20 protein-coding genes and 2 pseudogenes are annotated in these 25,926 nt (G+C 41.2%); 10 read left to right on the forward strand and 12 right to left on the reverse strand.

What is annotated here, in order from left to right:
- Positions 1-126: 126 nt before the first annotated feature.
- Positions 127-396: pseudogene (locus tag FTT84_RS12305) on the forward strand (16S rRNA (uracil(1498)-N(3))-methyltransferase); the annotation flags it as partial.
- Here the strand turns inward: FTT84_RS12305 and FTT84_RS12310 are convergent.
- Complete coding sequence (locus tag FTT84_RS12310) at positions 382-1,353, reverse strand: mechanosensitive ion channel family protein (RefSeq protein ID WP_180057951.1); 972 nt, start codon at positions 1,351-1,353, stop codon at positions 382-384. The pseudogene FTT84_RS12305 and the gene FTT84_RS12310 overlap by 15 nt on opposite strands.
- Positions 1,354-1,460: 107 nt before the next feature.
- Positions 1,461-2,036: a DUF805 domain-containing protein gene (locus FTT84_RS12315; protein WP_034703916.1), complete on the reverse strand. Its 576-nt coding sequence runs from the start codon at positions 2,034-2,036 to the stop codon at positions 1,461-1,463.
- A 260-nt stretch (positions 2,037-2,296) separates the two neighbouring features.
- Between FTT84_RS12315 and acs the strand changes: the two genes are divergently transcribed.
- Positions 2,297-4,240, forward strand: a complete 1,944-nt coding sequence (acs, locus tag FTT84_RS12320) for an acetate--CoA ligase (protein ID WP_067761580.1) — start codon at positions 2,297-2,299, stop codon at positions 4,238-4,240.
- Positions 4,241-4,561: 321 nt separating this feature from the next.
- Entirely contained in the window at positions 4,562-5,740 is a 1,179-nt protein-coding gene (locus tag FTT84_RS12325; RefSeq protein WP_067761578.1) for an acyl-CoA dehydrogenase family protein, read from the forward strand.
- Positions 5,741-5,780: 40 nt separating this feature from the next.
- On the opposite strand, the gene FTT84_RS12330 is transcribed toward FTT84_RS12325, so the two are convergent.
- The 4 genes from FTT84_RS12330 to msuE all read right to left on the reverse strand — a co-directional run bounded on the left by FTT84_RS12330 (position 5,781) and on the right by msuE (position 10,233).
- Positions 5,781-6,395, reverse strand: a complete 615-nt coding sequence (locus FTT84_RS12330; protein ID WP_067761575.1) for a riboflavin synthase — start codon at positions 6,393-6,395, stop codon at positions 5,781-5,783.
- Positions 6,396-6,506: 111 nt separating this feature from the next.
- Positions 6,507-7,928, reverse strand: a complete 1,422-nt coding sequence (locus FTT84_RS12335; RefSeq protein ID WP_180081329.1) for a deoxyribodipyrimidine photo-lyase — start codon at positions 7,926-7,928, stop codon at positions 6,507-6,509.
- 427 nt (positions 7,929-8,355) lie between these two features.
- Complete coding sequence (gene sfnG, locus FTT84_RS12340; RefSeq protein ID WP_180081331.1) at positions 8,356-9,462, reverse strand: dimethylsulfone monooxygenase SfnG; 1,107 nt, start codon at positions 9,460-9,462, stop codon at positions 8,356-8,358.
- Between the two features lie 36 nt (positions 9,463-9,498).
- Positions 9,499-10,233: an FMN reductase gene (msuE, locus tag FTT84_RS12345; RefSeq protein ID WP_067761569.1), complete on the reverse strand. Its 735-nt coding sequence runs from the start codon at positions 10,231-10,233 to the stop codon at positions 9,499-9,501.
- Between the two features lie 377 nt (positions 10,234-10,610).
- On the opposite strand from msuE, the gene FTT84_RS12350 reads away from it, so the two are divergent.
- Positions 10,611-11,261, forward strand: coding sequence for a response regulator transcription factor (locus FTT84_RS12350; protein ID WP_067761567.1), 651 nt, complete (start codon positions 10,611-10,613; stop codon positions 11,259-11,261).
- A gap of 101 nt (positions 11,262-11,362) precedes the next feature.
- On the opposite strand, the gene FTT84_RS12355 is transcribed toward FTT84_RS12350, so the two are convergent.
- Positions 11,363-12,130 carry a hypothetical protein gene (locus tag FTT84_RS12355; protein ID WP_180058364.1) on the reverse strand — a complete coding sequence of 256 codons (768 nt, stop codon included), beginning with the start codon at positions 12,128-12,130 and terminating at the stop codon, positions 11,363-11,365.
- 422 nt (positions 12,131-12,552) lie between these two features.
- A complete protein-coding gene (locus tag FTT84_RS12360; RefSeq protein WP_180058363.1) occupies positions 12,553-16,038 on the reverse strand; it encodes a PAS domain-containing hybrid sensor histidine kinase/response regulator in 3,486 nt (1,161 codons plus the stop codon).
- Between the two features lie 180 nt (positions 16,039-16,218).
- Between FTT84_RS12360 and FTT84_RS12365 the strand changes: the two genes are divergently transcribed.
- Complete coding sequence (locus FTT84_RS12365) at positions 16,219-16,551, forward strand: DUF485 domain-containing protein (protein WP_067761561.1); 333 nt, start codon at positions 16,219-16,221, stop codon at positions 16,549-16,551.
- 1 nt (position 16,552) lies between these two features.
- Positions 16,553-18,268: a cation acetate symporter gene (locus tag FTT84_RS12370; RefSeq protein ID WP_180081333.1), complete on the forward strand. Its 1,716-nt coding sequence runs from the start codon at positions 16,553-16,555 to the stop codon at positions 18,266-18,268.
- Between the two features lie 90 nt (positions 18,269-18,358).
- On the opposite strand, the gene FTT84_RS12375 is transcribed toward FTT84_RS12370, so the two are convergent.
- Entirely contained in the window at positions 18,359-18,586 is a 228-nt protein-coding gene (locus FTT84_RS12375) for a hypothetical protein (RefSeq protein WP_180058361.1), read from the reverse strand.
- A 405-nt stretch (positions 18,587-18,991) separates the two neighbouring features.
- Between FTT84_RS12375 and FTT84_RS12380 the strand changes: the two genes are divergently transcribed.
- Entirely contained in the window at positions 18,992-19,690 is a 699-nt protein-coding gene (locus FTT84_RS12380; RefSeq protein ID WP_067761555.1) for an ion channel, read from the forward strand.
- A 58-nt stretch (positions 19,691-19,748) separates the two neighbouring features.
- Here the strand turns inward: FTT84_RS12380 and omp33-36 are convergent, their stop codons facing one another.
- Positions 19,749-20,651: a porin Omp33-36 gene (gene omp33-36 / locus FTT84_RS12385; RefSeq protein WP_180081335.1), complete on the reverse strand. Its 903-nt coding sequence runs from the start codon at positions 20,649-20,651 to the stop codon at positions 19,749-19,751.
- Between the two features lie 1,105 nt (positions 20,652-21,756).
- Between omp33-36 and FTT84_RS12390 the strand changes: the two genes are divergently transcribed.
- The gene (locus FTT84_RS12390; protein ID WP_180058359.1) at positions 21,757-23,475 is read left to right on the forward strand and encodes a GGDEF domain-containing protein; all 1,719 of its coding nucleotides are present in this window, start codon (positions 21,757-21,759) and stop codon (positions 23,473-23,475) included.
- 30 nt (positions 23,476-23,505) lie between these two features.
- Here the strand turns inward: FTT84_RS12390 and FTT84_RS12395 are convergent, their stop codons facing one another.
- On the reverse strand, positions 23,506-24,315 hold the full coding sequence (locus FTT84_RS12395; RefSeq protein ID WP_180081337.1) for a toxin-antitoxin system YwqK family antitoxin: 810 nt from the start codon (positions 24,313-24,315) through the stop codon (positions 23,506-23,508).
- A gap of 228 nt (positions 24,316-24,543) precedes the next feature.
- Here FTT84_RS12395 and blaOXA point away from each other — a divergent pair, with 228 nt between their 5' ends.
- Both blaOXA and FTT84_RS12405 read left to right on the forward strand, forming a co-directional pair.
- The gene (blaOXA, locus tag FTT84_RS12400) at positions 24,544-25,329 is read left to right on the forward strand and encodes a class D beta-lactamase (protein ID WP_257223416.1); all 786 of its coding nucleotides are present in this window, start codon (positions 24,544-24,546) and stop codon (positions 25,327-25,329) included.
- Between the two features lie 231 nt (positions 25,330-25,560).
- On the forward strand, positions 25,561-25,827 hold the full coding sequence (locus FTT84_RS12405) for a P-loop NTPase fold protein (RefSeq protein ID WP_180081341.1): 267 nt from the start codon (positions 25,561-25,563) through the stop codon (positions 25,825-25,827).
- Positions 25,828-25,829: 2 nt separating this feature from the next.
- Here FTT84_RS12405 and FTT84_RS12410 read toward each other — a convergent pair.
- Positions 25,830-25,926 (reverse strand): annotated as a pseudogene (locus FTT84_RS12410) (IS1 family transposase); the annotation flags it as partial.

Raw genomic sequence — 25,926 nt, forward strand, 5'->3', positions numbered from 1 at the left:
GTTCAAATGGCGATTCAGCGTTTAATTGGTTTTGGGAAAAAAGAAGAGTTTAAGGAGATTTTGGCAATTTTAAGAAGGCAGAAGCCTGATAGGATAAGGGTTCTGTGAAATTTGTCGTGTACAGAGAAACGCTTTAAACCCTTTGTCGAAGATATTTTACCCAGCATGATTACAGAGACTTGTCCGGCTTATGTCGCGCATCCTTATGTGGAACAATCCATGCCTGCGGGGATCAATCATGCGTGTAGCATCATTATTGGCCCTGAGGGCGGATTCATCCCTTATGAAGTTGATTTACTCATAAAAAACGGCTGCCAAGCGGTAAGTCTTGGCAACCGTATTATCCGTACTGAAACTGTCATTCCATACGTTTTAGGGCGCTTATTTAGCTGTTGATGCTTCAGTCTCGGTTTGATCACCACGATAGACTTTGACTTCCTGTACTGGGTAAGGAATCGAAATGTTATGTTCAGCAAAGGCTTGAATCACCCGTTCCTGAACGGCACTGATTGAGGTGCCTATGCCTGTTTCAGTGGTATTGACCCACCATAAGGCTTTGAGGGTAATCGAGAAGTCTGCCAGTGCAATCACATTGACGCTAAATGCAGGTTGACTCAGGATGGTCGGATCTTTATCCAGAATTGCAGTAATAATATCCTTGGCTTTCTGGATATCATCTTCATAACCGATCCCGACCGAAAATTCACAGCGGCGACGGGTATAAGCAGTATTCACTGTGACTGCACTGGTATAGACCGTAGCATTTGGAATTACGATACGACGGCCATCTGGAGAGCGTAAAAAGGTTGCACGAATCTGGATATCTTCCACGGTACCTTCCATGCCATTGACGATAATGTCATCGCCAATCTTGAAAGGTTCGCCCAGTAAAATCAGTACACCTGAGAGCAGGTTCTGGAAAATATCCTTAAATGCGAAACCGATCGCCACCGAACCAATCCCAAGCGCACTCATCAGCTGACCTGGGGTGAAACCTGGAATCGCAATCACCAGCCCGATTAAAACACCGAAGAAAACAATCACGGTACTACCGACACGGTTCAGCACCAGCACCAGATTCTGTCGGGTATAAGTACGGTTTTCTAAAGTCTTACGGACAAAAAACTTAAACAGTTTTGACAGTAACCAGAAAATGACAATGACTGTTAGCGCAATACAGAAATAAGGCACACGCTCCCAGAAACCCTCCATGATCTTGTCAATGGTGCTATAGGCATCATTGTACTTGGAGGTATGTTCGATCACAGTTTGGGCAGTTTTTTCAGTCGCCTGATGCAGGAGCTCAGTCGTCCCTTCAGTTACCTGGCTTAAAGTATTCTCTTGCTCAGCCACAAAAACTCCACAATTTAAATTTCGCTTATTTTGCCTCAACTACAGCAAAAAATTAACAACAGCGAAGTTTATACACAATATATTTATGCAAAACAGACACAATTGGTTTAAAAGAACTCAGTCGTTTTTTGTTTCACTTCACTTGGGATTCTTGAAGGTTCACCTTCACTCATATAAGAGAATAATGCAGTCGTCGCCAATAGGCTCAATACGGTAAAAATGATTACCAGCCAAGCTACAATCTTTTCCCAGACGGGGCTTGTACGTATTGGGCCATACTGATTGCTGCCTCTTGTTCCTGGAAAAAGCAGGATATAGATCCAGACAAAAAGATTGATCAAAGGCACAAAGAATAGCAGCATCCACCAACCACTGCGGTCCAGATCGTGTAAGCGCCGTACCGTAATCACAATACCGAAATACAGGTAGACCAGCATGATTGCCAAGGCAAACAGGCTGGACAGGCCATGTAGGGAAATTTGCCAGTTCGAATCTACCGATAGGCTGGCAATGTTCACAATATCAATACTTAAACCTAGCGCAATACTGCTGCATAAGAAAATAAACTGTAAAAATGCAGACCAGGCAATAAAACTTAAACGTCCAAATCGGCCCCTGATCGATAAGGGATGATCTGCTGCAGGAAAAGGAGGAGGGAAATAGGAAGGGTCAGTTGAATTCATGGGCAAGATCCTAAGCCTGTATAAAATACAGCGAGAGTGGGAGACTCATTTTATTTGACGATAGCAATATCTGGCTGACTTTGGCCATAGTGAGCGTTATCCGAAGTTATTCTGATTGAATTTGAATAAATAATCTACGACGAAAGCATGATTGTCGGATTTGAAATATGCAGTACATACTGCCATTATGCATAAAAAACAATCAACAAAATGCCATCAAGCTCTCGTGATGAGATAGAACAAGATCAAGGAAGCGAACAATGAAAGAAATCTATCTAGTACCAGCAGAATTTAAGAAAACCGCACGTACCACTGATACAGAGTATTTTGAGCGTTATCAGCAATCCATTGAACAACCGGACGAATTTTGGGCGGAACAGGCGCAAAAGCTTGACTGGATCAAGCCATTCACTCAAGTAAAAAATACTAACTTTCATCAAGATAATTTCAAAATCGAATGGTTTGCTGATGGTGAGCTCAATGTCAGTGCCAATTGTTTAGATCGACACCTAAAAGAGCATCCACATAAACCGGCTATCATTTGGGAAGGGGATCATCCCTCACGGCATAAAATTATTTCCTTTGAAGAATTGCATGATGAAACCTGCCGTTTTGCCAATGTATTGAAAAAACATGGGGTAGGTAAAGGCGACCGTGTAGTGCTGTATATGCCAATGGTGCCAGAAGCTGCAATTGCAATGTTGGCTTGTACGCGGATTGGGGCGGTACATTGTGTGGTCTTTGGCGGTTTCTCACCGGATTCATTAGCCAGTCGTATAGAAGACAGTCAAGCGAAAGTGGTGATTACTGCTGACTGTGGTATGCGAGGCGGTAAGCCGATCCCACTTAAAGAAAATGTGGATGTCGCATTAGACATTCAGGGTACAGCATCGGTGCAAAATGTGATTGTGGTACACCGTACTGGTAACCCAATTGAAATGAAGCCTGAGCGTGACTTGTGGTACCACATGGAAATTATGTCAGTGAATGACATTTGCCCACCTGAACCCATGAATGCCGAAGATCCACTGTTTATTTTGTACACATCAGGTTCAACAGGTAAACCAAAAGGTGTTTTGCATACCACTGGCGGCTATTTAACCTATGTCAATTGCAGCTTCCGTGAAGTTTTTGACCTTAAACAAGATGATGTATTTTGGTGTACTGCCGATGTCGGTTGGATTACGGGACATTCTTATGTGTTGTATGGGCCATTGTCGAATGGTACAACCACAGTCATGTTTGAAGGTGTACCACAATATCCAAGTTGGGCTCGGACCGGACATATTGTCGATAAGCACAATGTCACCATTCTCTACACCGCACCAACTGCGATTCGCGCGATGATGCGTGAAGGGGATGCCTTTGTTCGTGAAAGTGACCGCAGCAGTTTACGTCTCTTAGGTTCGGTGGGTGAACCGATTAACCCTGAAGCATGGAATTGGTACTATACCGTAGTGGGTGAAAGCCGTTGTCCAATTGTCGATACATGGTGGCAGACGGAAACAGGCGGCTTCATGATTACCCCATTGCCAGGTGCAACTGATTTGAAACCAGGTTCTGCATCACGTCCGTTCTTTGGTGTACAGCCTGCAATTGTCGATGCAGATGGCAACGAACTTGAAGGCGCAGTGGAAGGAAACTTAGTGATTAAGGACTCTTGGCCTGGGCAGATGCGGACGATTTGGGGGGATCCTGAGCGCTTTATTGAGGCCTATTTCTCTACCTATCCAGGCACATACTTCACTGGAGATGGTGCGCGCCGAGATGAGTCGGGCTATTACTGGATTACCGGTCGTGTGGATGATGTTTTGAATGTTTCAGGGCATCGACTGGGTACAGCTGAAATTGAAAGTGCCTTGGTAGCACATGATGCTGTAGCTGAATCGGCGGTTGTGGGGATGCCACATGATATTAAGGGGCAGGGAATTTGTGCCTTCGTGACCTTACAGGCGGATGCTGTCGAAACAGATGAATTACGGCAAGAATTGGTAGCGTGGGTACGTAAAGTATTAGGTCCTGTGGCAACTCCTGATGCATTACACTGGGCACCCTCGTTACCGAAAACACGTTCAGGTAAAATCATGCGTCGTATTTTAAGAAAAATTGCGGCAAATGAGCTAGATAGTTTAGGCGATACTTCGACTTTGGCAGAGCCACAAGTGGTCGAGCATCTAATTGCGACAGTGTATCCAAAGTCATAAGGACTTATTAGCAATAAAATTATGATTGAGAGCACCTTCTCCCTCTTGGGAGAAGGTTTGGAGCAGGAGAGGTACTTCTTACACATTCTTTTATGTTAGGACATAAAAGTGCTCCTTCCTTAAAAATAAGCGCGAACGTTCATGATATTTGATCATTACACAAACGACGTATGCAAAATTTAGCCCACGAAGTTATCTAACTTTAGGCATTGAATCCATCCCAAGATATAGATTTTAGAGATATAGACTGCAGGCATTTAGCTAAGCCATATGCCTCAGCTTTGTTAAGCTAAAACGGTAATAGAATAATCAGACAGACTTATGAATGCTTCTACTCAACTGACTCAAACACCTATTGAAATTGCACAACAGCTGGCGGCTGAATTTGCCAAGACCGCAGCAGAGCGTGACAAGACCGGAGGAAACCCCAAAGCCCAGCGAGATTTAATTCGCCAAAGTGGTTTGTTGGGTTTATCCATTTCAAAACAATATGGTGGGCAGGGTGCAGATTGGCATACGATTTTCAAAACCATTCAAACCATTGCGCAAGTCGATAGCTCTTTGGCACATGTTTATGGTTTCCATCATTTATTGATTGCGACAGTTCAACTTTTTGCCCAGCCTGAACAATATGGGCCATGGTTTGAACAAACGGCGCGTGAAAATCTATTTTGGGGTAATACATTAAATCCACTCGATCGACGCACGACGGCGTCTCAACTTTCTGAACATGAGTTCATATTTCATGGTGATAAAAGCTTTTGTTCAGGTTCAATAGACTCAGACGTTTTACTATGCTCAGGCTTCAATGCAGAGAATAAATTACTGATAGGGGTGATTCCAACCGCGCGTGAAGGTGTCAGTTTTTTAGGTGATTGGAACAATATGGGACAACGCCAAACGGACAGCGGCACCAGCCATTTTGAGCAGGTGAAAATTCATAAAGATGAATTATTATTGAACCCAGGCCCATTAAGTACACCGTATTCGAGTTTACGCCCTTTGATTGCACAGTTGATCTTTGTACATATGTTCTTGGGGGTAGCCGAAGGGGCATTTGAAACAGCAAAAGAAACGGTACAAAGCCAAAAAGCATGGTCAAAATCTTTAGCTGAAAATGCAGTGAATGATCCCTTTACCCAAAAGCATTTTGCAGAATTTTATGTGCAACTCGAGAGCGTACGCTTGCTGGCTGAAAAAGCGGTTCATACTCTACAATGGGCATGGGATATTGGCGAAGCCCTGGATGCCGAGCAACGAGGTCAGGTGTCAATTGCAATTGCAACAGCAAAAATTGCAGCAACCAATAGTTCATTATTTATAACCCAAAATATATTCCAAGTGATGGGGGCTCGAGCAACTACTGCGAAGCTAAACCTAGACCGTTTCTGGCGTAATGTGCGGACACAGACATTGCATGATCCAATTGATTATAAATATCAAGAGCTAGGTGAATGGGTATTGACAGCTAAAGTGCCCGATCCTAGTTTTTACTCGTAGATCAAAATCAAAAGCCTCCAAATGGAGGCTTTTTTAATATTTAACGTTGGTGAATATTTTCTAAAGTATCAACCAAAGTTCGTGTGGTTTGGTCAATTTCATAATTGACGGTATCACCGACTTGAATGTCTTTCCACGTGGTCAATCGTAGCGTTTCAGGAATGAGATCGACTGAAATTTCTGATGTCGTGCGGTCGACACGGTTCACGGTCAAGCTACATCCATTTAAACCAATAAAGCCTTTGAGAAAGAAATATTTAATATTACCGTTTGGGATTTGAATATCTAAATGCAGGGTATCGCCATGTCGGCTCAGTTGTTTGACTTGAGCCGTACCTTCAATATGTCCATACAAATTATGCCCACCATTTTCAGCACCAACTTTGGCAGAGCGTTCAATATTCACCTCATCACCTGCGCTGAGTAGTTTTAATGTGGTTAAGCGATTGGTCAGGTCAGACACATCAAAATGTACTTGATTTGCGCCAAGATCAATCTGTGTCGCTGTTAAGCACACGCCATTAATTGCCACGCTTGCACCAATAAAAACATCGTGGAAAAAATTCTGATTATTGGAAATCACCAAAGTCGTGAAGCCATTGCCTTGACGAACTTCTAAGACTTTTTCTAAACCTTGCACGATGCCTGTATACATGGAGAACTCTACTCTGTTTTTGCTTATTGTAAGGACTAAATTGCGCGACGGCTATCTTTCACTACGCTGAAAATATGCATAATATTGTTCAGTCTGTGCAATGTAAAAATTTCAGCCCAACGCTTTAAATATCTCAATCGCACGTAAGCGTGATTGTTTTAAATCTACGATAGGTTTCGGGTAATTTAAGTCTAATTGCAGATTTTTAGCATAAGGCTCATGAATTTGTTTGGCATCAAGATGCGCCAATTCAGGTAACCACTGGCGTAGATAATCACCGTGCGCATCAAACTTTTGCGATTGGCTGATCGGATTAAAAATACGGAAATAGGGCACAGCATCCGTACCTGTAGAAGCACACCATTGCCAACCACCATTATTGGCAGCCAAATCACCATCGACTAAATGTTGCATAAACCATTGCTCACCCAGTCGCCAATCAATCAGTAAATTTTTACTCAGGAACATGGCGCAAATCATACGAACACGGTTATGCATCCAACCCGTTGCTAAAAGTTGCCGCATGCCAGCATCGACAATAGGAATACCTGTTTGACCTTGCTGCCAGGCCTCTAGATCTTGCGGGGCATCACGCCAAGCAATGCGAGCTGTCTTGATTTGAAAGGGCTGATGTTTAGAAACACGCGGAAAATCAAACAAAATATGTTGATAGAATTCTCGCCAAAGTAATTCATCTAGCCATGTTTGTTGTCCTTTGCCTTCTAAGTGAAAGTAGCCGTTTTGCTCACGAAATAAGGCTTGTAGGCACTGACGAATCGATAAAATTCCAAGGTTCAAATATAACCCTATGCGACTGGTACTGTTCAGCGCAGGAAAGTCACGCTCATCAGCATAATGGGCTAGACCATGGGCCATAAATTCATCTAAGCAATGCTGTGCATGGGCTTCACTCATTGGCCAAAGCGTTTGCTGTTCAGTACTGATCTTCGCCGAATAAAAATCATCTAGAGTGAAGGGTGTTTGCCACAGGGCATGCTTGGCTAAAGCGGTTTGCGCATCAATGGCTGGGTAGCAACTCGGTATACTGATGCTGAGTCGTTCATAGCAACTTTTCTTAAATGCGCCAAAGACTTGATAAGGTTTATTGGATTGATTTCGAATGCTACCGACTGGAAAGAGGGTTCGATCATGATAAAGCTGTACCGAGATCCCTTGCTGTTCTAATTGTTGTTGAACCTGCGCATCGCGTCGTAGTTCATTCACACCCAATTCAACATGTGCATGTACTTGTTTAATTTTTAGTTCCATACAAATTTCACCGAGTGTATGGGCAATGCCAGACCATAGCGGAATATGTTGGATGATGAGCGGAATATTCAACGTGTCCAATTGCTGACGCAAAATATGAAGTTGCCTTAAGTAGCAATCAATTTTTATTGCAGCATCGTCATGAAGTGCCCACTGCTGTGGGGATAGTGCTATGAACGCAACCGTTGGACCAGATTGTCGAGCATGCCAAAGTGCAGTGTGATCTTGCAGTCGTAAATCTTGGCGAAACCAAACCAATTGCATAGCTCTACCTTTGTGGATGCAGCATAAGATTGAACAGTGTATAAAAATCTAAATGAGTTATAAACGCAAAGAAGTTGTTTTTATGCTTTGCTTTGGGATAAGGCAAACGTTAGTACATCGCATGATATGGAGATTTTTGCTTAATTTGATATGGCGGTGATTCTAGTCAAGATTACTTTGAAGGTGATTAAGTTGAAGTCATCAAGCTGTAGCACATTTCCAGGCTCAAAAATAATTTTTAAATTTCGATTTTTATCTGAAGCGCGCACTATTCATTGCTCATGTTTTGATGTCATTTCTATGCGTGCCGATCTTATCTTTTATCCATCCGCATAAAAAATCCCCCAAGCCGAGCCTTGGGGGATGAAATTGGAGTTACCATTCTATCGTTATTATGCTGATTGTATGGACTTGTACAGAATCAGTTTTAAGCTGATTTTGCTGACACAACTTGCTGCTGTTGTGCTTCAAGTTCACGAACCAGTGGCAACACTTTTTCACCGAAATATTCAACTTCTTCAATAAAGTGTAAGAAGCCAGAAAGAACCAAATCGACACCTACACTTTTTAATTCGACAATGCGTTCAGCAATTTGCTGTGGTGTGCCAATTAAGTTGGTTTTAAAACCATCGTTATACTGAACTAAATCTTCAAAAGTTGATTTTGCCCAGTTACCTTCGCCTTCAGCCGTGGCAGCACCTGCTTCACGTGTCGCATCACCAAATGAATTCACCGCTTGGATATTGGCTTTGGCAATGATTTCTTGGAGTACCGCTTGTGCTTCTTCTTCAGTATCACGGGCGATCACAAAAGCATTCACACCAATTTTGACCTGATGATTATTGGCCTTGGCTTTTTCACGAATATCATCAATTTGTTTTTTTAGTTCGGCTGGTGTGTTGCCATTGGTGAAATACCAATCTGATACACGTGAAGCCATATCTCGTGCTGCACGTGAACTTCCGCCTTGGAAAATCTCAATATGTGGTTTTTGGATGGGTTTAGGCGACAGCGTGTAGTCTTTAAACTGGTAATACTTACCATCAAAATTAAAGTTATTTTGAGTCCAAACGCCTTTTAAGCTACGGATAAATTCTTCAGAACGTGCATAACGTTGGTCATGCTCCGGCCATTCTTCACCGATGGCATCAAATTCACCGCGGAACCAACCACTCACGACATTAATGGCAATTCGGCCATTGCTTAGATGGTCAATCGTGGCCAATTGTTTCGCGGCCAAAGCCGGTTTCCAAGGGCCTGGCAAAATAGCAGCAATCACTTTGAGTTTTTCTGTTTTGGCTAAAATACCATGACTGAAGCTGACTGATTCATGCTGATTTTCGGCATTATAACCAGCGGTGAAACGAATTTGCGTCAAGGCATATTCGAAGCCACTTTTTTCTGCTGCTTGGGCAAGACGGACGTTGTAGTCATAGCTCCAATCGGTACGTTGTTCGATATTACTAACCACCAAACCACCGCTCACGTTTGGTACCCAATACGCAAATGTTATGTTTTTATCTTGTACTGACATTTTGCAAACCCTCTGGATATAAGTGCTAACGCTGCATTAAGCGACTTGTGTTTGTGGTGGTTTTTTGCTGTGTAGGCGTGCTTCAGCCGCATCTAAATTAGGTACAGCAGCAGATGGCAGCACTTCTTCTTGTTCGATTTGTTTATTAATGCCCAAGTTTTGGTTAGCTTGTTGTGATTTTTCTTTTACGACTTCAGCACGTTGACCTTTTGCAGGAGCCCATTCCAAAATTGGTAAAGCACGTGCAACTGCAAGGGTAATACGGTCACGTAATAATTCACTGTGAATGGTGTATTCAGGTGTGAAGTCTTTATCAGTTGCATACACACCAATTGGTAGTGTTTGTGCTTGGAAGAAGCTAAATAGTGGACGTAGTTGATGTTCAAGTACCAATGCATGACGCTCAGAACCACCTGAAGCTGCGAGTAAAACAGGTACGTCAACCAAGGCTGTTTGTTCAACAAAGTCAAAGAAATGCTTAAATAAACCAGTGAACGATGCACGGTAAACGGGTGTACCTACAATTAACGCATCAGCAGCTTCTACCGCAGCTAAGTCATCTTGTACACGTTGTGGCAATTGGTTGCGGTAAATTGCACCACCCAATAGATTGCCAATTTCGCTAAACTTAATGAAATGTACATTGATAGGTGTTGCATCACCAAGTTCATCAATAATGGCTTGAACCAATGCTTCAGTTTTTGACGGGTTGTTTAGACCACCTGACACAGCAACAATATTCAGGGGTTTTTGTACATTTAAATTAGACATTTTTTAAACCTAAAAGGATGGTTTCTCGGAATGCCTTTTATTAATCCCGATGGGGGGTATAGCTGTAAAATAACCAAAATCAGAAAAGTTATCTGATTTTAAGATATGCGCTGAATAGGACTAAATTAGTTGGAATAAAAAAAATAAATTGTTGAAATATCAACATATATTGCTTTTAGATAAGCTTTTTTAGTTGCTTGATAAAATTTATATGAAAATGTGATTAGATTTAAAGATTTATAGAAAATGAGAAGAATTGCGCATTTTGTGCAGAATTTCTACATATTAAATGCAAAAAATTAAGTTCTTGCATATCCATCACATAGCATGTGTGGTTAGAATAGGGTCATTGTGCACAAGATCTCTCCACCTTGCTTATGAATATTTTAATCGTTGATGATCACCCGCTGTTTCGTCATGCTTTAATTCAGGCGGTTCGTTATAGTTTGCCTCAGGCGCAAATTCATGAGACTGCAGCAGTCAATGAATGCTATGAACGACTTGAAAATGGCCCTGAGCCAGATCTTGTTTTGCTTGATCTTAACCTTCCAGGTGCTTCAGGCTTTTCAGCACTCGTGCATATTCGTGCTCAGTTCCCGTCGATTCCAATTATTGTGGTTTCTGCACATGAAGAATCTTCAATTATTCAACGTGCTATTGCGCACGGTGCAATGGGCTATATCCCGAAATCGGCACATCCGAGTCATATTGGTGAAGCCATTCGTCAAGTGCTTGAAGGTGAAATTTGGTTGCCGCCAAATTTACCAGCCAACATGAACTTTGACCCACGCGCAGCAGATGAAACAGCATTGGCTGAACGTATTCAGTCACTCACACCACAACAATTCCGTGTATTGATGATGGTGGCTGAAGGTCTATTGAATAAACAAATTGCTTATGAACTTGATGTGTCAGAAGCAACCATCAAAGCACATGTCACTGCAATTTTCCGTAAACTAGGTGTGCAAAACCGTACGCAAGCAGTTCTAGCCATTAATGCATTAAATATTGATGAGAAAAAAATCTAACAAGATTCAATGCAATAAAAAAGACCTCCATTTGGAGGTCTTTTTTATGCTGATGCATTTATATCAAACAGAATCTAGATCAAAGAGATCGATTACAAGGTTTAAGCGATATAGTCTTGTTTTGGAGTGAGATCAGTACAGTACAGTGGGTTTAGTGCACACTGTAATTCATCAATTTGTTCATCAGACACATAGCCACGTGATTTTAAATAATCAGCCACCCGATCATCACGTAGACTTAAAAATGCCGCATCATAGACACCAAGATCAACAAACAGCGCCGCTGTTTCTAAGCTATTGAATCGATCTAAATAGACGTCGTTGTCATACATTAAGAAAATATGATCTTGATCTGAGTTGGCATGTACACCTAGACGCTGTGCCAATTCAAATGGTGAGGTTTTAATAAAGAGCAAATCTGACAATTCATCAAATTGGGTTTTGTCGAGTTGGTTTTGATCAGTTTTGACTTTACCGAGCCATGCTTTAAAGACCAATACGGCACCACCACGCAGTAACATGCTCCAAATTTGATGACGGGTTGCTTCACTTAAGCAATTGCTTTCAGCCTCTAGACTTTGTAACAGAAGCTCTTCTTGCTCAGCCAAACGATCGAACAATCCAAGTCCTTGGGGCTTATAGGCGTTGGGTGCGAACACGTCAAAATTTAGTTCATCAAAAACTTGCAGGGCGAGGGGAACAGCGCTGCGGTATAAGGTTTCGAGTGCGGCGATTTGTGTCTCGTCGAGCTTACTGAATTTGAACAAAGTCGACCAATCAATTTCTGGCAAAATTGAATTAACACCATATTGACGATGAAATTGTAGGTTTTGATCGAAACCATGTGGAACAACTTTAGAAATATTCACAATAGACTCCTTATTGAGTGAACGATCAGCTTCTCAAATGGAGTGGGTGAAGGCTCATTAAAGATGTTAGAAACTGATCAATTTCTTATGATTATTTTTAGATCGAAGACTGCTGTATAAATATACGACTAAAGTTTTAATTTTATTTATTTAGTATGAAAACTACTTATATATCAATTATATTTTAAATTGTAACTAAGTGTACAAGTGTTCACTTATAGATTGGTTATTTTTTGCCATAGGCATTCGAAAATTGATGATTTTGGTCAATATATATGCGTGAATTTGGGCTGATTTTGAAATATTTTGCCTGGGAGCAATGATCTTTCGCCATTTGGGTAATTGAAAGTAAATTCTTGGTAAAGAAAAGCCCATTTCATGTGACTGAAATGGGCCTTTTTTCACATAACCATCTAGCGACTTTACTTGGAAATTTTCAAGCCAGATAACCAAGAACGCAATGATGCTGGTTTCAAAGGTTTTTTCAGCAAGACAATATTCAAATCTTTTAAGCGCTGTGGCAGTTCAGGATCCGAATCTGCTGTGATCAATGCAACAGGTACATTTTCTTGACGGTTCTCAATAATAAAATCGAGGCCAATTTTATTATTGTTTAAGTGCTGATCGACCAACCAAACCTGAATATTTTCCTGTTTGATTAATTCCATCGCTTGTTCAGGTTCTGTTGCTTTAAACACTTGATAACCCCATTTGGTCAGTAAGGTCGACATACCTTCCAAAATGGTTTCATCATTGTCCAAGCAAAGAATTTTGTAGGCCTTGGTTTTGAGCGGTACAGCCTGAGTTGGAGCAGCCACGACTTTAGGTGCAGCTACCACGGGCACTTCAATCATAAAGCAAGAGCCATGACCGAGTTCTGAGTAGACATGTACAGGGTAATCGAGCAAGCTGGTCATCCGTTGCACGATCGCAAGTCCTAGCCCTAAACCTTGTTCACCCCATGGCGAGGTATGTCCACAGCGCTCAAATTCTTGGAATAATTTAATCCGTTGTTCTTCGGCAATGCCTGGACCAGTATCCCAAACGCCAATCCGAATGTGCCCCGGACGTGCTGAGCGCAGAACGCCGACAACGACGCGACCACGTGCTGTGTAGCGCAAAGCATTACTGACAAAGTTTTGAATGATGCGTCGAATCCACTGCGGATCAGTATCAATCCAGAACTGAGCGTCATGTACGCTGAGTTTAATATTACGCTGTGCTGCAATCGACTTAAATTGTAGTTCAAGGTCACTGAGTAAATCGTGTAATGGATAAGGCTGGCGTTTCGGTTGAATTGTCCCTCCTTCGAGTCGGGCAATATCCAACAGGGCAGAGAGCATACTTTCTGCACCATGCAGTGCACGGTCTAGCTGCTGCAAGGTTTTACGGTCATCATCGTTTTGTACACTTTGTTCTAAAGCAGTACTGAACAGACGCGCTGCATGCATTGGTTGTAATAAATCGTGACTTGCAGCAGCAATAAAGCGGCTTTTTGACATGTTGGCTTTATCGGCCTGTTCACGTGCCAATTGTTGTTCTGACAGTGCATCGGCCAATTGTTGGGTACGATCTTGTACACGGCCTTCAAGTAAGGCTTCGTTTTCACGGAAAGCGGTAATGTCAGCAAAAGTGGTTACGAAGCCGCCACCTTCAATGGGGTTGCCGCGCATTTGAATTACACGGCCATCTTTACGGATACGCTCGAACTCATGCGCACTTCCGACTTGCATCCAGTGCATGCGCTTACGGACATGTTCTTCAACCGAACCTGGACCACATTCACCACGTTCAGCGTTATAACGAATCAAGTCTGAAATTGGGCATCCTACATAAACAATATCTTTTGGATAATCGAATAGTTTGAGGTACTGATTATTCCAAGCAACCAAACACATATTTTCATCGACAACTGATACCCCTTGGGTCATATGGTCGATCATGGTCATGATCAGGTTTTGGTTAAAACGTTGCCACTGCGAGGCTTGGTCAAGAATATTTGCGACTTGTCCAAGAGCCAAACCATTATTCACCATTGCAGTGGTGAGTAGAGTACGTGCCGAGGCTGCACCAATGGTTCCCGCTAAATATTGTTCGGTAAAACGCCACCACATACCGTTGGCACTGCTATTTTCATTCAGCACCACATTGTTTTGTGCACAAAATTGAGTGAAGGCACGCGTGGTTGGACCATCACCTGTAATACGTTTGGCAAGGGTAATTAAGTCACCTACTTTTAAACGTGCAACATCGTGATGAATATAACTGATGTCATTGTTTGCACTTTGTGTTGGCAGCGGTTTGGTTTCATAGTAAAAGAAACTTTCTGCTTGAATTTGTTCTGCCACGCTTGGACGGAACACACGTGATATCCAAATGTACAAAGTGATGTTGAGACCTAATGCCCAAACCACACCATGTGTCAGTGCATCAAAAGATTCAAAGCCTAGGAGCGCTTCTGGACGCAACCAACTCAGACCAAAAGGGCCATACATTAAAAGTTGGTTGGTAAAATCTTGAAATTGTGCAGGTAGACTACGTAATACCGTTGGTAATAACAGCGTATATGCCCACATGCCAAAACCTGTAATTAAACCCGCATAAACCCCTTGTTTACTACCACCACGCCAATATAAGCCACCGATGAGGGCAGGGGCGAATTGCGCCACCGCACTAAACGCTAACAGGCCAAAAACTGAAAGTTGGTCAATGTCATTAAAGAAATGGAAAAACAAGAAGCCCAGTAACATCACAGCTAAAATACAAATTCGGCGTGTGAATTTTAGAACTAAGGGCAAGCGCTTATCATGACGAGATAACAGCTTAGTACGCCACAGTGCAGGCATAATCAAGTCATTACTAAGCATGATTGAGAGTGCAACGGATGAGACTAATAGCATACCTGTAGAGGCCGAAAAGCCCCCTAAAAATGCCAATAAGGTCAACCAGTCTTGGTTATAACTTAAGGGTAACGATAGTACTGCGACATCTGGAATAGCTAAATACGCTGGTGCTGCATGGAGCGCCCAACTGGCAATCGGAATAATTGCCACAATGGTTAAAATCAGATAAACGGCAAACCAACGACGCGCACCACGAATATGTTTTTCATCACGGAGTTCTACCACCGCGACATGGAATTGTCGGGGTAGGCAGATGATCGCAAGCGCCGCCAATAATGTTTGAACCCAAAAACTTTCAGGCACGCCTTTGAGCTGCACATCTTTAAATGTACTGCTAATGTCATGGCTGATTTGTGCCATATTTTCAGGCGATTCAAATACAAAGAACAGCGCAACTGCCAATAAAGCAAAAAGCTTAACAAAAGATTCGAAAGCCACAGCAAGCATGAGGCCGCCATGTTGCTCGGTATTGGCAATTTGTCGTGTGCCAAACATCATGGCCAAAATGGCCAAAATACCGGTGAGGAACAACACGCTATTGGTGGTTCCTGTCAATCCAGCTGTCGGCTCTAAAATAACCGTAGCACTTAGCGCAATGGCGCGAAGCTGTAAGGCCAAGTAAGGAATAATGGCAATGACGGCAAGAATGGTCACCAAAGAGGCCAAGGGACCACTTTTACCATAACGGGCTGCAACAAAGTCGGCAATGGATGAAATGGCATGATGCTGACGTACACGACCGAGACGGCGCCAAATGTCATAGCCTAAAGCGACGAACAGTAAGGGGCCTAAGTAAATCGGTAGAAAAATAATGCCTTCACGAACCGCGGCACCAGTTGCGCCATAAAAGGTCCAAGAGGAACAGTAAACCCCTAAAGTCAGACTGAACAGTAACATTCTGCCGCGGGTACTGAGCCTGCTGGCATGCTTTTCACCAAAGAATGCACAAACAAAAAGTAATGCGATGTAAAGGGCCAGCACCCCGACAATGAGCCAACTATTCATAGAGCCTACAGCATATTAATCCTGCGTTAATAATACCGCATCCATCCGTTTATAAAGGTAATTGCTCAAAATTTAACGACCAAAGTCTAAATTACAAACAATAAGGAACATTGGTAAGTTTAGCTTCGAAATAATTCGAATTAAAAAATTGACGCCAAGGTTCGGCGTAAGGAGAACATTATGGATGAAAGACAGGTAGAACAAATTCTACAGAATCCAAAATTTAAGGAAATGGTGAGCCGTAAAAGTAAGCTAAGCTGGACTTTGACGATCATCATGTTAGTGGTTTATGTCGGCTTCATGCTGCTTGTAGGCTACAACAAAGAGTTTTTGATGCAATCCGTAAGCGGTGGTGTAACAACGATTGGTATGCCATTAGGTCTGAGCATTATCGTTCTGTCATTTGTGCTTTGTGGTGTGTATTCATATATCGCGAACAACAAGTTGGATGCATTAAACCAAGAAGCAATGCGTGAAGTTGAAGCAATCGCTCATGAAAAAGGACCGCACTAAGATGAAATGGAATTCATTGAAAGCACAAGCGCTGGCAGCACCAGCATTGCTCATGTCGAGCATGGCAATGGCAGGACCTGATTTAGGTGCTGCAGAGCAACAAGCAACCAACTGGCATGCAATTATCATGTTTGCCATCTTTGTGGGCTTTACCTTACTGATTACCAAATGGGCTGCGAAGCAAACCACCAACACTGCTGACTTCTATACAGCGGGTGGGGGTATTTCGGGTTTCCAAAATGGTCTCGCGATTGCCGGTGACTATATGTCAGCAGCATCATTCTTGGGTATTTCTGCAATGGTATTCAGTTCAGGCTTTGACGGTCTACTGTATTCATTGGGCTTCATGGTTGGTTGGCCAATCGTATTGTTCTTGGTGGCTGAACGTCTTCGTAACTTGGGTAAATTCAACTTATCGGACGTGGTTTCATTCCGTTTGGCTGAAAAACCAGTACGTACTTTAGCTGCGATCAGTTCACTTGTAGTAGTTGCATTCTACTTAATCGCACAGATGGTGGGTGCGGGTCAGTTGATCAAACTGTTATTCGGTTTGAACTACAACATCGCTGTGGTGATTGTTGGCCTTCTGATGATGGCTTACGTAATCTTCGGTGGTATGTTGGCGACAACTTGGGTACAGATCATTAAAGCTGTAATGCTATTGTCTGGTGCGACTTTCATGGCATTCATGGTTATGAAAGGTGTGGGCTTCAGTTTCTCTGAAATGTTCTCTCAATCGATTGAAGTATTCTCTAAAGTGCATGATGTAACTTTAGCTGAAGCAACCAACATTATGGGTCCAGGTAAACTTGCAGCAAACCCGATTGATGCGATTTCTCTTGGTCTTGCATTGATGTTTGGTACAGCAGGTCTGCCACATATCTTGATGCGTTTCTTCACGGTAAAAGATGCAAAAGAAGCACGTAAATCAGTGGTTGTGGCAACAGGTTTCATTGGTTACTTCTACCTATTAACTTTCATCATCGGTTTTGGTGCGATCCTTTATGTATCGAACAACCCACAATTCCTTGATGTAGCGAAAATGGCAGTGACTGGCAAGCTTGAGCTTGTAGGTGGTAACAACATGGCTGCGGTGCACTTGTCTGATGCGTTAGGCGGTGACTTGTTCATGGGCTTCATTTCAGCAGTAGCATTCGCAACAATTCTTGCGGTAGTTGCGGGTCTGACACTTTCAGGTGCTTCTGCAATCTCACATGACTTGTATGCAAACGTATTCAAGAAAGGTCAAACGACACCTGAATCAGAACTGCGCATGTCTAAAATTGCAACTTTAGGTCTTGCGATCTTTGCGATGATTTTAGGTATCTTGTTCGAGAAACAAAACGTAGCGTTCATGGTGGGTCTGGCATTCTCTGTAGCAGCGTGTGCAAACTTCCCAGTACTTGTATTGTCAATGTTCTGGAAAGGTTTAACCACGCGTGGTGCGGTGATTGGTGGTGTTGTAGGTCTAACGACTGCAGTCGTCCTGATTGTATTGTCTAAAGCCGTTTGGGTAGATACATTCGCAATCTCTGAAACACCGATTAACCCATTCAATGGTCCAGCAATCTTTGCAATGCCATTGGCATTCATCTGCTGCTGGTTGTTCTCTGTGACTGATAACTCAGCGCGAGCACAAGCAGAACGTAAAGCATTCGATGCACAGTATGTACGTTCACAAACAGGTATTGGTATCTCTGGTGCTTCAGATCACTAATCTGAAACATCGAAAAAAGCCCCGACATTGATCGGGGCTTTTTATTGTCAGCATGTTTGAAAATGCACCGAGTAAGATTATTTTCAGAGTTTATTTTCGAGTCAAAGTTTCACCATTAATACTCATTTTCCAATGGCCTTGATCATCTCGATACGGCGCACGATCAATCCGGAATTGATGGCTGAGGTCGTTCTGTCCAATGGTAAAGCTTTGGTCGCCAAAACTACTGACACGTGCTTTGATATCGGCTTGTCGCATCCCACTAAAAGTTTCATTGGCGATACTTTTTTCAGTGTGTTCCTGATGCTTGTAATTCACATTACCCGATGGGCGAATGATTAATTCACTTTGGGCGTTCTGCCATGTACCAATATAATTTTCATGGCCATCGAGTGGTGTGTCATTTTGGCTACAGGCTGAAATGAAAAACGCACAGCATCACGCAAGTAAAAATATACGAATATTCATTATTGTTCTTCCCATACAACGCATTTTTTTACTTTGTACCTTTGTGGTTAAATTTACATCACCTTTTATGACCGTATTTGTAAGCGCAAATACTTAGGATAGGAGAGAAATGAATGTGATGACATCAACAAATATTTGCAGAAAAAATAGATGTTCATGCTAATTTAGAATAAATGTTTGGCTTCGAGATTAAGCATAAATTTCGTGATAAGAACAATTTGAATATTCGCCCAAAGCATATTGAGAAAATGAACAATGCAAGGATTGGTAGATTTTTGGAAAGGGTTTCGCTTATTGCCTTCGGCCTGGTTGTTACTCACACAATTTCTGATTTTGGTACTCACAGCTTTTACCCGTGAGAGTCCATCATTCCGTGCTTTATTATGGGTCTTGGGCGTATTGGTTTTATTGATTATTGCTAAAGTCATTCGACAAACGCCGATGTTTACGATTTTGGGGCTGAGTTTTGTCGGATGTGCGGTGCTATTTTCGACCCTGATTATGTTTGGGGTAAACGACCCGAATATTCAGATTATTGCCCATGCTTTTGAAGCCTGTGCGTATTTGAGTGCGGCTTATGGGGTATTACGCTATATGTTTGCAGACCGATATTTGACCAAAGATGAGTTGTTTGCAGCGGGTGCTGTCTTTACCTTAATTGCATGGGCTTTTGCATTTTTATATAGCATTTGCCAATTAATTTATCCCGATAGTTTCGTGAATCCAGCGGAGCCCGGCTTACAGTCTTGGCTTGATCTATTATTTTTGAGTTTTAGTTTACAGTCGGCTACAGGCTTGTCTGATTTAATGCCAATGAGTGCTCCTGCGCGAGTATTGGCCATGCTGCAAATGTTTTGTGGTGTGATGTATCTGGCTTTAATTGTATCGAGGCTAATCGCTTTACAATATATTGCCCATGTACCCAATCATCATAAATCCAAAGATCAAGAATAATGTAAGACACAAAAAAGGACGCAATTGCGTCCTTTTTTATTTCAGCTTCTAAATGGAATTAGAAACGGAATTTAGCATTTACGCCCACAGTTTGAGTGTCGCCGAAGTTTAATACTTGGCCTTTCTCAGCTTCATAGTTAGCATTTACGTAGCTCGCACCAACTGCAACAGCAGGAGTGATGAAGTAGTTTACGTTTGCACCCCAAGCTGAGTCTGGAGTACCAGCAAAGCTAGATTCAGCGTAAGAAGCACCAACGCTTAATTTAGGCGTTACAAAAAGATCAGTTTTTAATTGGAATGCTGTGTCATCACCGTAGATGATGCCAGATTCGAAACCGATTGCCATATTTGTATCGTCAATTGCACCAACGTATTTAGTACGTGCAGTGATTGCATCTTGGTCTTGACCAATTGTTGTAGCTTCAGCAGCAGCTTTAGCAACACCGTTGCCCATTACGTTGAACGCATCAACAGCAGCTTGATCAGCAACGCTAGTGTAACCAACAGCAACTAAGAAGTTTTGAGTTGGAAGCGCACCGATTTCTAATGCATAACGGTCACCGTTGTTGTCAGTGTTGTCAGTGTTGTTTGCATTTTTGCTGTCAAGGATAGTGTGGCTGTAAGAAGCGCTAGCGTATACAGGAACAACTTTAGTTGGAACATAAGCTTCAGCTTTAGCGCCAAAGTTATGAGCAACAACGTCAGTGCCTTTAGAACCAACTTCGCCGTAGTTATACGCTACAGAAACGTTAGATGCTTGGTTAAGGAACGCAGCTTCAGCTAAAGGACCTTTTGTAGAGTCAACGTTTTTAAGGTAGTAAGTACCTTGAACACCACCAGTAAAGTCTTTGTCGTTTGCAGTTGTGTCGATGTATTCTGCTTGACCTTGTACTTCGAATTGGTAAGCTTGAGCACCGGTCATCGCTAATAATAAAGCAGTGGCTAAACCGAGTTTTTTCATGATTTTCTACCAGTTGTTACAAATGGATTAAACATTGTGCATTGTATTGTAACAATTTATTAAGTCAATGATCTTAAAGATTATTATTCAAGGCTTGAATCAAAGCAAATTTTCATAATAAAAAATGCAGCTTTTACTCTAACTGCGTAGTCATACTAAAAATATCATTGAGAACAATTAAATAAGAAAAGAAAAAAACTAAAAATTGGTAGGCACTTGAAAAAATCAGTCATTTTTTGATTTGAAAAAACAATTATAAATATTTATTTAATTCAAAAAAACATTTAAAAATAGTGTGAATAATAACGCTTTTGAGCCTATTTAAGCGACTGAATTGATAAATAAGCGCTGATAAGTTAGGCAAAATCAGTTTTATTGCATAATAAATATACATTTCTTTTGGGTATTTGATGTATTGGTCACATAAAAATTATTTAAATGAGGCGTAATTCATACCTTAGTGGATTACTAGGCTTTACATCAGGTTTTTAATACAGCATAATTTGTTAATCGAGTCAGAACACAGCTTAAAAGTGTGACTTTGACCCTGATTCTCCATAGTTTGTTTTTTATTCGCCCAGCTTTCCCCAAGGTTGGGCTTTTTTTTGTTTAAAAATTTTTATTGAAAGATAAAGTAAAAAATAAAGATGAATGATTATATTAAAAAATGCACCAAAATGATGCTTATTTTCAAGATTGATTGTTCTCAGCTCTGAGTAATAGGCAAAAAAAATCCTGATTTTATAGAAAAATCAGGATTTTTTAGCCAAAATCTTCGGGAAACTAAAATATTCTGCTGAGGAATGACTTTAGCGTGCCCTAATGCGGTGCATTGTGCACCAATTTATTGCGCATGTAAATATTTTATAAGGAACTATTTAGAAAAAAATACGCATTTTTTTCATTCAACTGATAAAGTCATTATTTTTCAAATATCTTTGCGGAAGAATGTGACAGATTATTCACTTTTGTATAAGATTTAGACTTAGATATATTCATTATAGTTTTTATAAATTTTTATTATATTTTATAGCGAAAAATGTCGATGAGGATGAATCAATCCTACGGCATTTTATGGGGTATGCAGCAGTGGGGCATAAATTAGATGGAAACCTTAAGAACTGAGCATATTAGCCGTCGGCTACAGATCGCCATGCTGGTCATTGTGTTGTCCATTGTTTTTATCAGTGTGCCGCTCATTGTCAGTAGTTATCAAAATTATGTGAAAAGCGCTGAAGCATTGAAAGAAATTCAAATGCTTAAAATGGTGGCCGACCTTTCCAATCAAATTTCACGTGAGCGCGCACCGGCTAATAGTGCTATGTCGAGTCATGGCAAGCAGCGTGAAGAAAAAATTGTAGAATTAAAACAATATCGGGAAGGGGTAGACCAGCAGTATCGCAACACGGTAAACACTTTAAAGCAGAAAGGCTTTACTCCGATTGCTCAACAATTAGAGTCAAATCTTGCACCTTATCTCAATAAAGGTCGCCGTACTGTGGATGCTTATATTGCTTTGCCTAGGGAGCAGCGTCATGCAGAACAGCTTGATCATGCCATCATTAGCATGTTTCAGGCCTGGGACCAAAGCTACATCGCCCTACAAAAATTAGTTAATTATTCACATGGTAAAGATACGCCAGTATCGAATTATTACACCCTAATTTTATTGCTTGCGGAGCTGCGAGATCAAGCTGGTCGTGTTGCTTCAAATATTATGGCGGCTGTATCTTTTCAACAGCCAATTCCTGAAGGAAATTTAGCACATACTTTACAGACTCAGCGCCAAGCGCGTTATTTATGGGAACTGATTCATGTGGTGCAATCAGAACATGATAAAACCAATGAGTTTAGCCAACTGCATAATGCGGTAAAAACTGAATTTCTTGACAAGGGTTTACCCATTATTGCTGGATTAGTACAGCAAAGCACACAGCAGGAACCCTACAGTTTAGATGGTACTCAATTGACAGATGCGATGGTGGATAAATTCGTGACCGTAGTCAAATTACAGAGTTATATTCTAGATTACAGTTTAAAAGTTGCGGACGATCAAAAAAATAATGCACGCGATAAATTGTTTTTCACGCTATTTTTATCATTGGTTTCACTGCTGACTGCCGTGATGACTATGATTTATGCAAAAAAATGGGTGTTTGAGCCACTCATTCGTGCACGTTATCAGTTGTTTAAATTGGCTAGACATCCACAGCCGCCCGTGGCATTGAATGAGGTCAATCAGAAGATAATACAAAATGATTTTTTAAGCTTATTTGATGCAATTCATCGTATTGAAAATATGTTGCAGCAGCGTGATGCCTTAGAGTTTCAACTGAAACATATTGCCAATTCAGACTCTTTAACAGGTGTAGCTAATCGTTTTGCACTGGATGAATACATTAAGTTCCGTGAGTCTCAACCCTCGCAGTTTAAACAAACAACTTTAATTATTATTGATATCGACCACTTTAAGCAGGTGAATGATCAATATGGGCATATCGTTGGTGATGTTGTGATCCAACATGTCGCGAATCAACTGCGTCAACATGTAAGATCTTCGGATTTGGTTGTACGTTATGGCGGCGATGAGTTTTTGGTGCTTATTGAGGGCATTGAATTAGATAAAGCCCAAGAAATTGCAGAAATCATTCGACTAGACATTCAACAAGCACCGCTAAGTATTGCCAGCGAAGTTCCACATTTGGCGATTACCGTGAGTATTGGTGTTACGGTTGGTGCAACCAGTTGGATCAGTTTATTAGAGCGCGCAGATCAAGCACTGTTTAGAGCAAAAGCTGCGGGTCGTGACCAAGTATCGTCTTAATCACGATATTTTGCTTACTCTATGTATAGTCTATTGTTCGTCTTTATAACGATTTGAACAGGCTTGCCCTGAAAATGAAGTGCCTGTTTTATTCCAACATTGTGCAGAACTGATCTTACCTAAATTGTATTGCAAGACTGCTTCTGGTTGCCCATCGTTATACCAAATTTTATAAATATTATGGCGCACACCATCGCGGTAAGACCCTTGACGTTCCAATTTTCCATTTTCAAACCACATTTTTAAATCGCCAATCAATTTATTGTTTTGGAATGTTGCGTAGGTCCAAGGATTACCATTTTGATACCAGCGCTGGCGTATACCACTTTCAATTCCATTTTTATATTTCATGGATAGCGCAATTTGCCCATTGGGATGCCATATCTTGTAATCACCCTCAGACTCACCATTGATGATTGCGCTTTCTTGTTCCTTCAAACCGTTGGCAAACCAAAACTGTATTTTTCCTTGATAGTACCCATCTTGATATTCAATCTGACTACGTTTTTTGCCATTAGGGTAATAACTTTCAAATACACCTGAGCCTTTAATATCATCAGGAAAATGAATGAGATGTTCACACTCGCCATTTTTAATTTTATCTGAGCTTAAGAATATCGTAGTGAGGGCATCACCATTTGCATAGGTATATTGGTTTTCAAAAATACCTTTTTGTGCGGTTGGCGTGCTGTGTGCAATACATTGTGGGAGGTCTTTCCAAGGACTGAGATCAGGATCTTCTTGAGAAACAAACAGCACCATATATTCATTGAGGTAGCCATCGGCAAAACTTGCGATCGGGCAGATTAAAAGACCAAAACAAAGTAGAAATTTATTCATTGTTGATTATTCTTGTTGAATGAGAAAAATATAAATATGTGTCATCTATACCGATGATTGACCGAGATATGATAAGTGCGATTGAGGATAAAAAGAAACAGTATTGGCTTACTTCACATTTTATAATTTTAACTGAATCCAAAATTGAAAAATAATCACATGAAAAAAATATCAGTTCTATTTGTGCTTTTTTTCGGGCTATATGGCTGTACTAAGCAGGTGAGTGTTATGAAATCAGCACATTCCACTTCGCCTACAGCTATAAATAATCAAGCCGCCGATATTCGGGTACAAGAGATTACTGCTTTGTTCAATCAAGCGCAGACGCAGGCAGTGTTTGTGACCTTTGATGGTTCAACTTTGCGGCAATATGGTAATGATTTAAAACGTGCGCAAACAGAATATATTCCAGCTTCTACATTTAAAATGTTGAATGCTTTAATTGGTCTACAGCATGCTAAAGCGACCAAGAGTGAAATATTTAAATGGAATGGCGAAAAGCGTGCGTTTCCCACTTGGGAAAAAGACCTGACATTGGGCGAGGCGATGCAGGCCTCCGCTGTACCTGTTTATCAGGAACTGGCAAGGCGAATTGGCTTGGCGTTAATGCAACAGGAAGTTAAACGGTTAGGTTTTGGAAATCGTAATATTGGCCAGCAAGTTGATAACTTCTGGTTGGTCGGGCCGCTGAAAATCACGCCCGAGCAAGAAGTCCAATTTGCTTATCAACTTGCCACACAAACCTTGCCTTTTGATGTTGTTGTACAGAAGCAAGTCAAAGACATGCTTTATATTGAAAGCCGTGGGGATGCGAAGTTATATGCCAAAAGTGGTTGGGGTATGGATGTAGAGCCGCAAGTTGGGTGGTATACCGGTTGGGTAGATGATGGTCATGGCAAGATTACAGCGTTTAGTTTGAATATGCAGATGGCAGCAGGGGATGATGTGGCGGAGCGTAAGCAGTTGACGTTGGATGTGTTGGATAAGTTAGGTGTGTTTCATTATTTACGTTAATTTTTTGAGTTTTGAGTTTTGAGTTTTGAGTTTTGAGTTTTGAGTTATTTTTTATTGCATAGGATTTATCTTACTTTTGAAAGCACAAAAGTAGGCAAAATGCTTTTGTTTGACTGAGGGCACATCCGTGCTGTCCCAGTCAAACAGGCGACATTCATGTCGAAAGTTATGTGATTGAATTTATGATTTTTTGCAGATATAAAGTATACAAGTCTTTAATATTTCAAGAAAATGAATCAGTCTCAAAAACAACGGTTAGAAGAAATTTTTAGAAAAAATGAAAATATAGGAATAGCAATTTCGATTACGGGGTCTTGGGGAGTTGGGAAAACTTTCTTCTGGAATAGTTTTTTAAAAGCTCAATCAATCAAAGAACAGGAAAGGAAGTATTTACCACTGTCCGTAAGGCTTAAACATAAGAGTTTTTTTGATAAAAAATATGCTTATGTTTCTTTGTTTGGTATAGAAAATTTGGTGGTGTTTCAAAAAGTATGCTGACATTAAATGAAACCATTATTGATGTAAAAAAAGGTTAAGTCGAAGGCTTTAAAATGGTTTTCAATCTTTTTGGAGAAATTACAACTCTTTCTAAAACCG

It is taken from the genome of Acinetobacter sp. YH01019, assembly GCF_013420285.1.
GTDB lineage: Bacteria > Pseudomonadota > Gammaproteobacteria > Pseudomonadales > Moraxellaceae > Acinetobacter > Acinetobacter gandensis.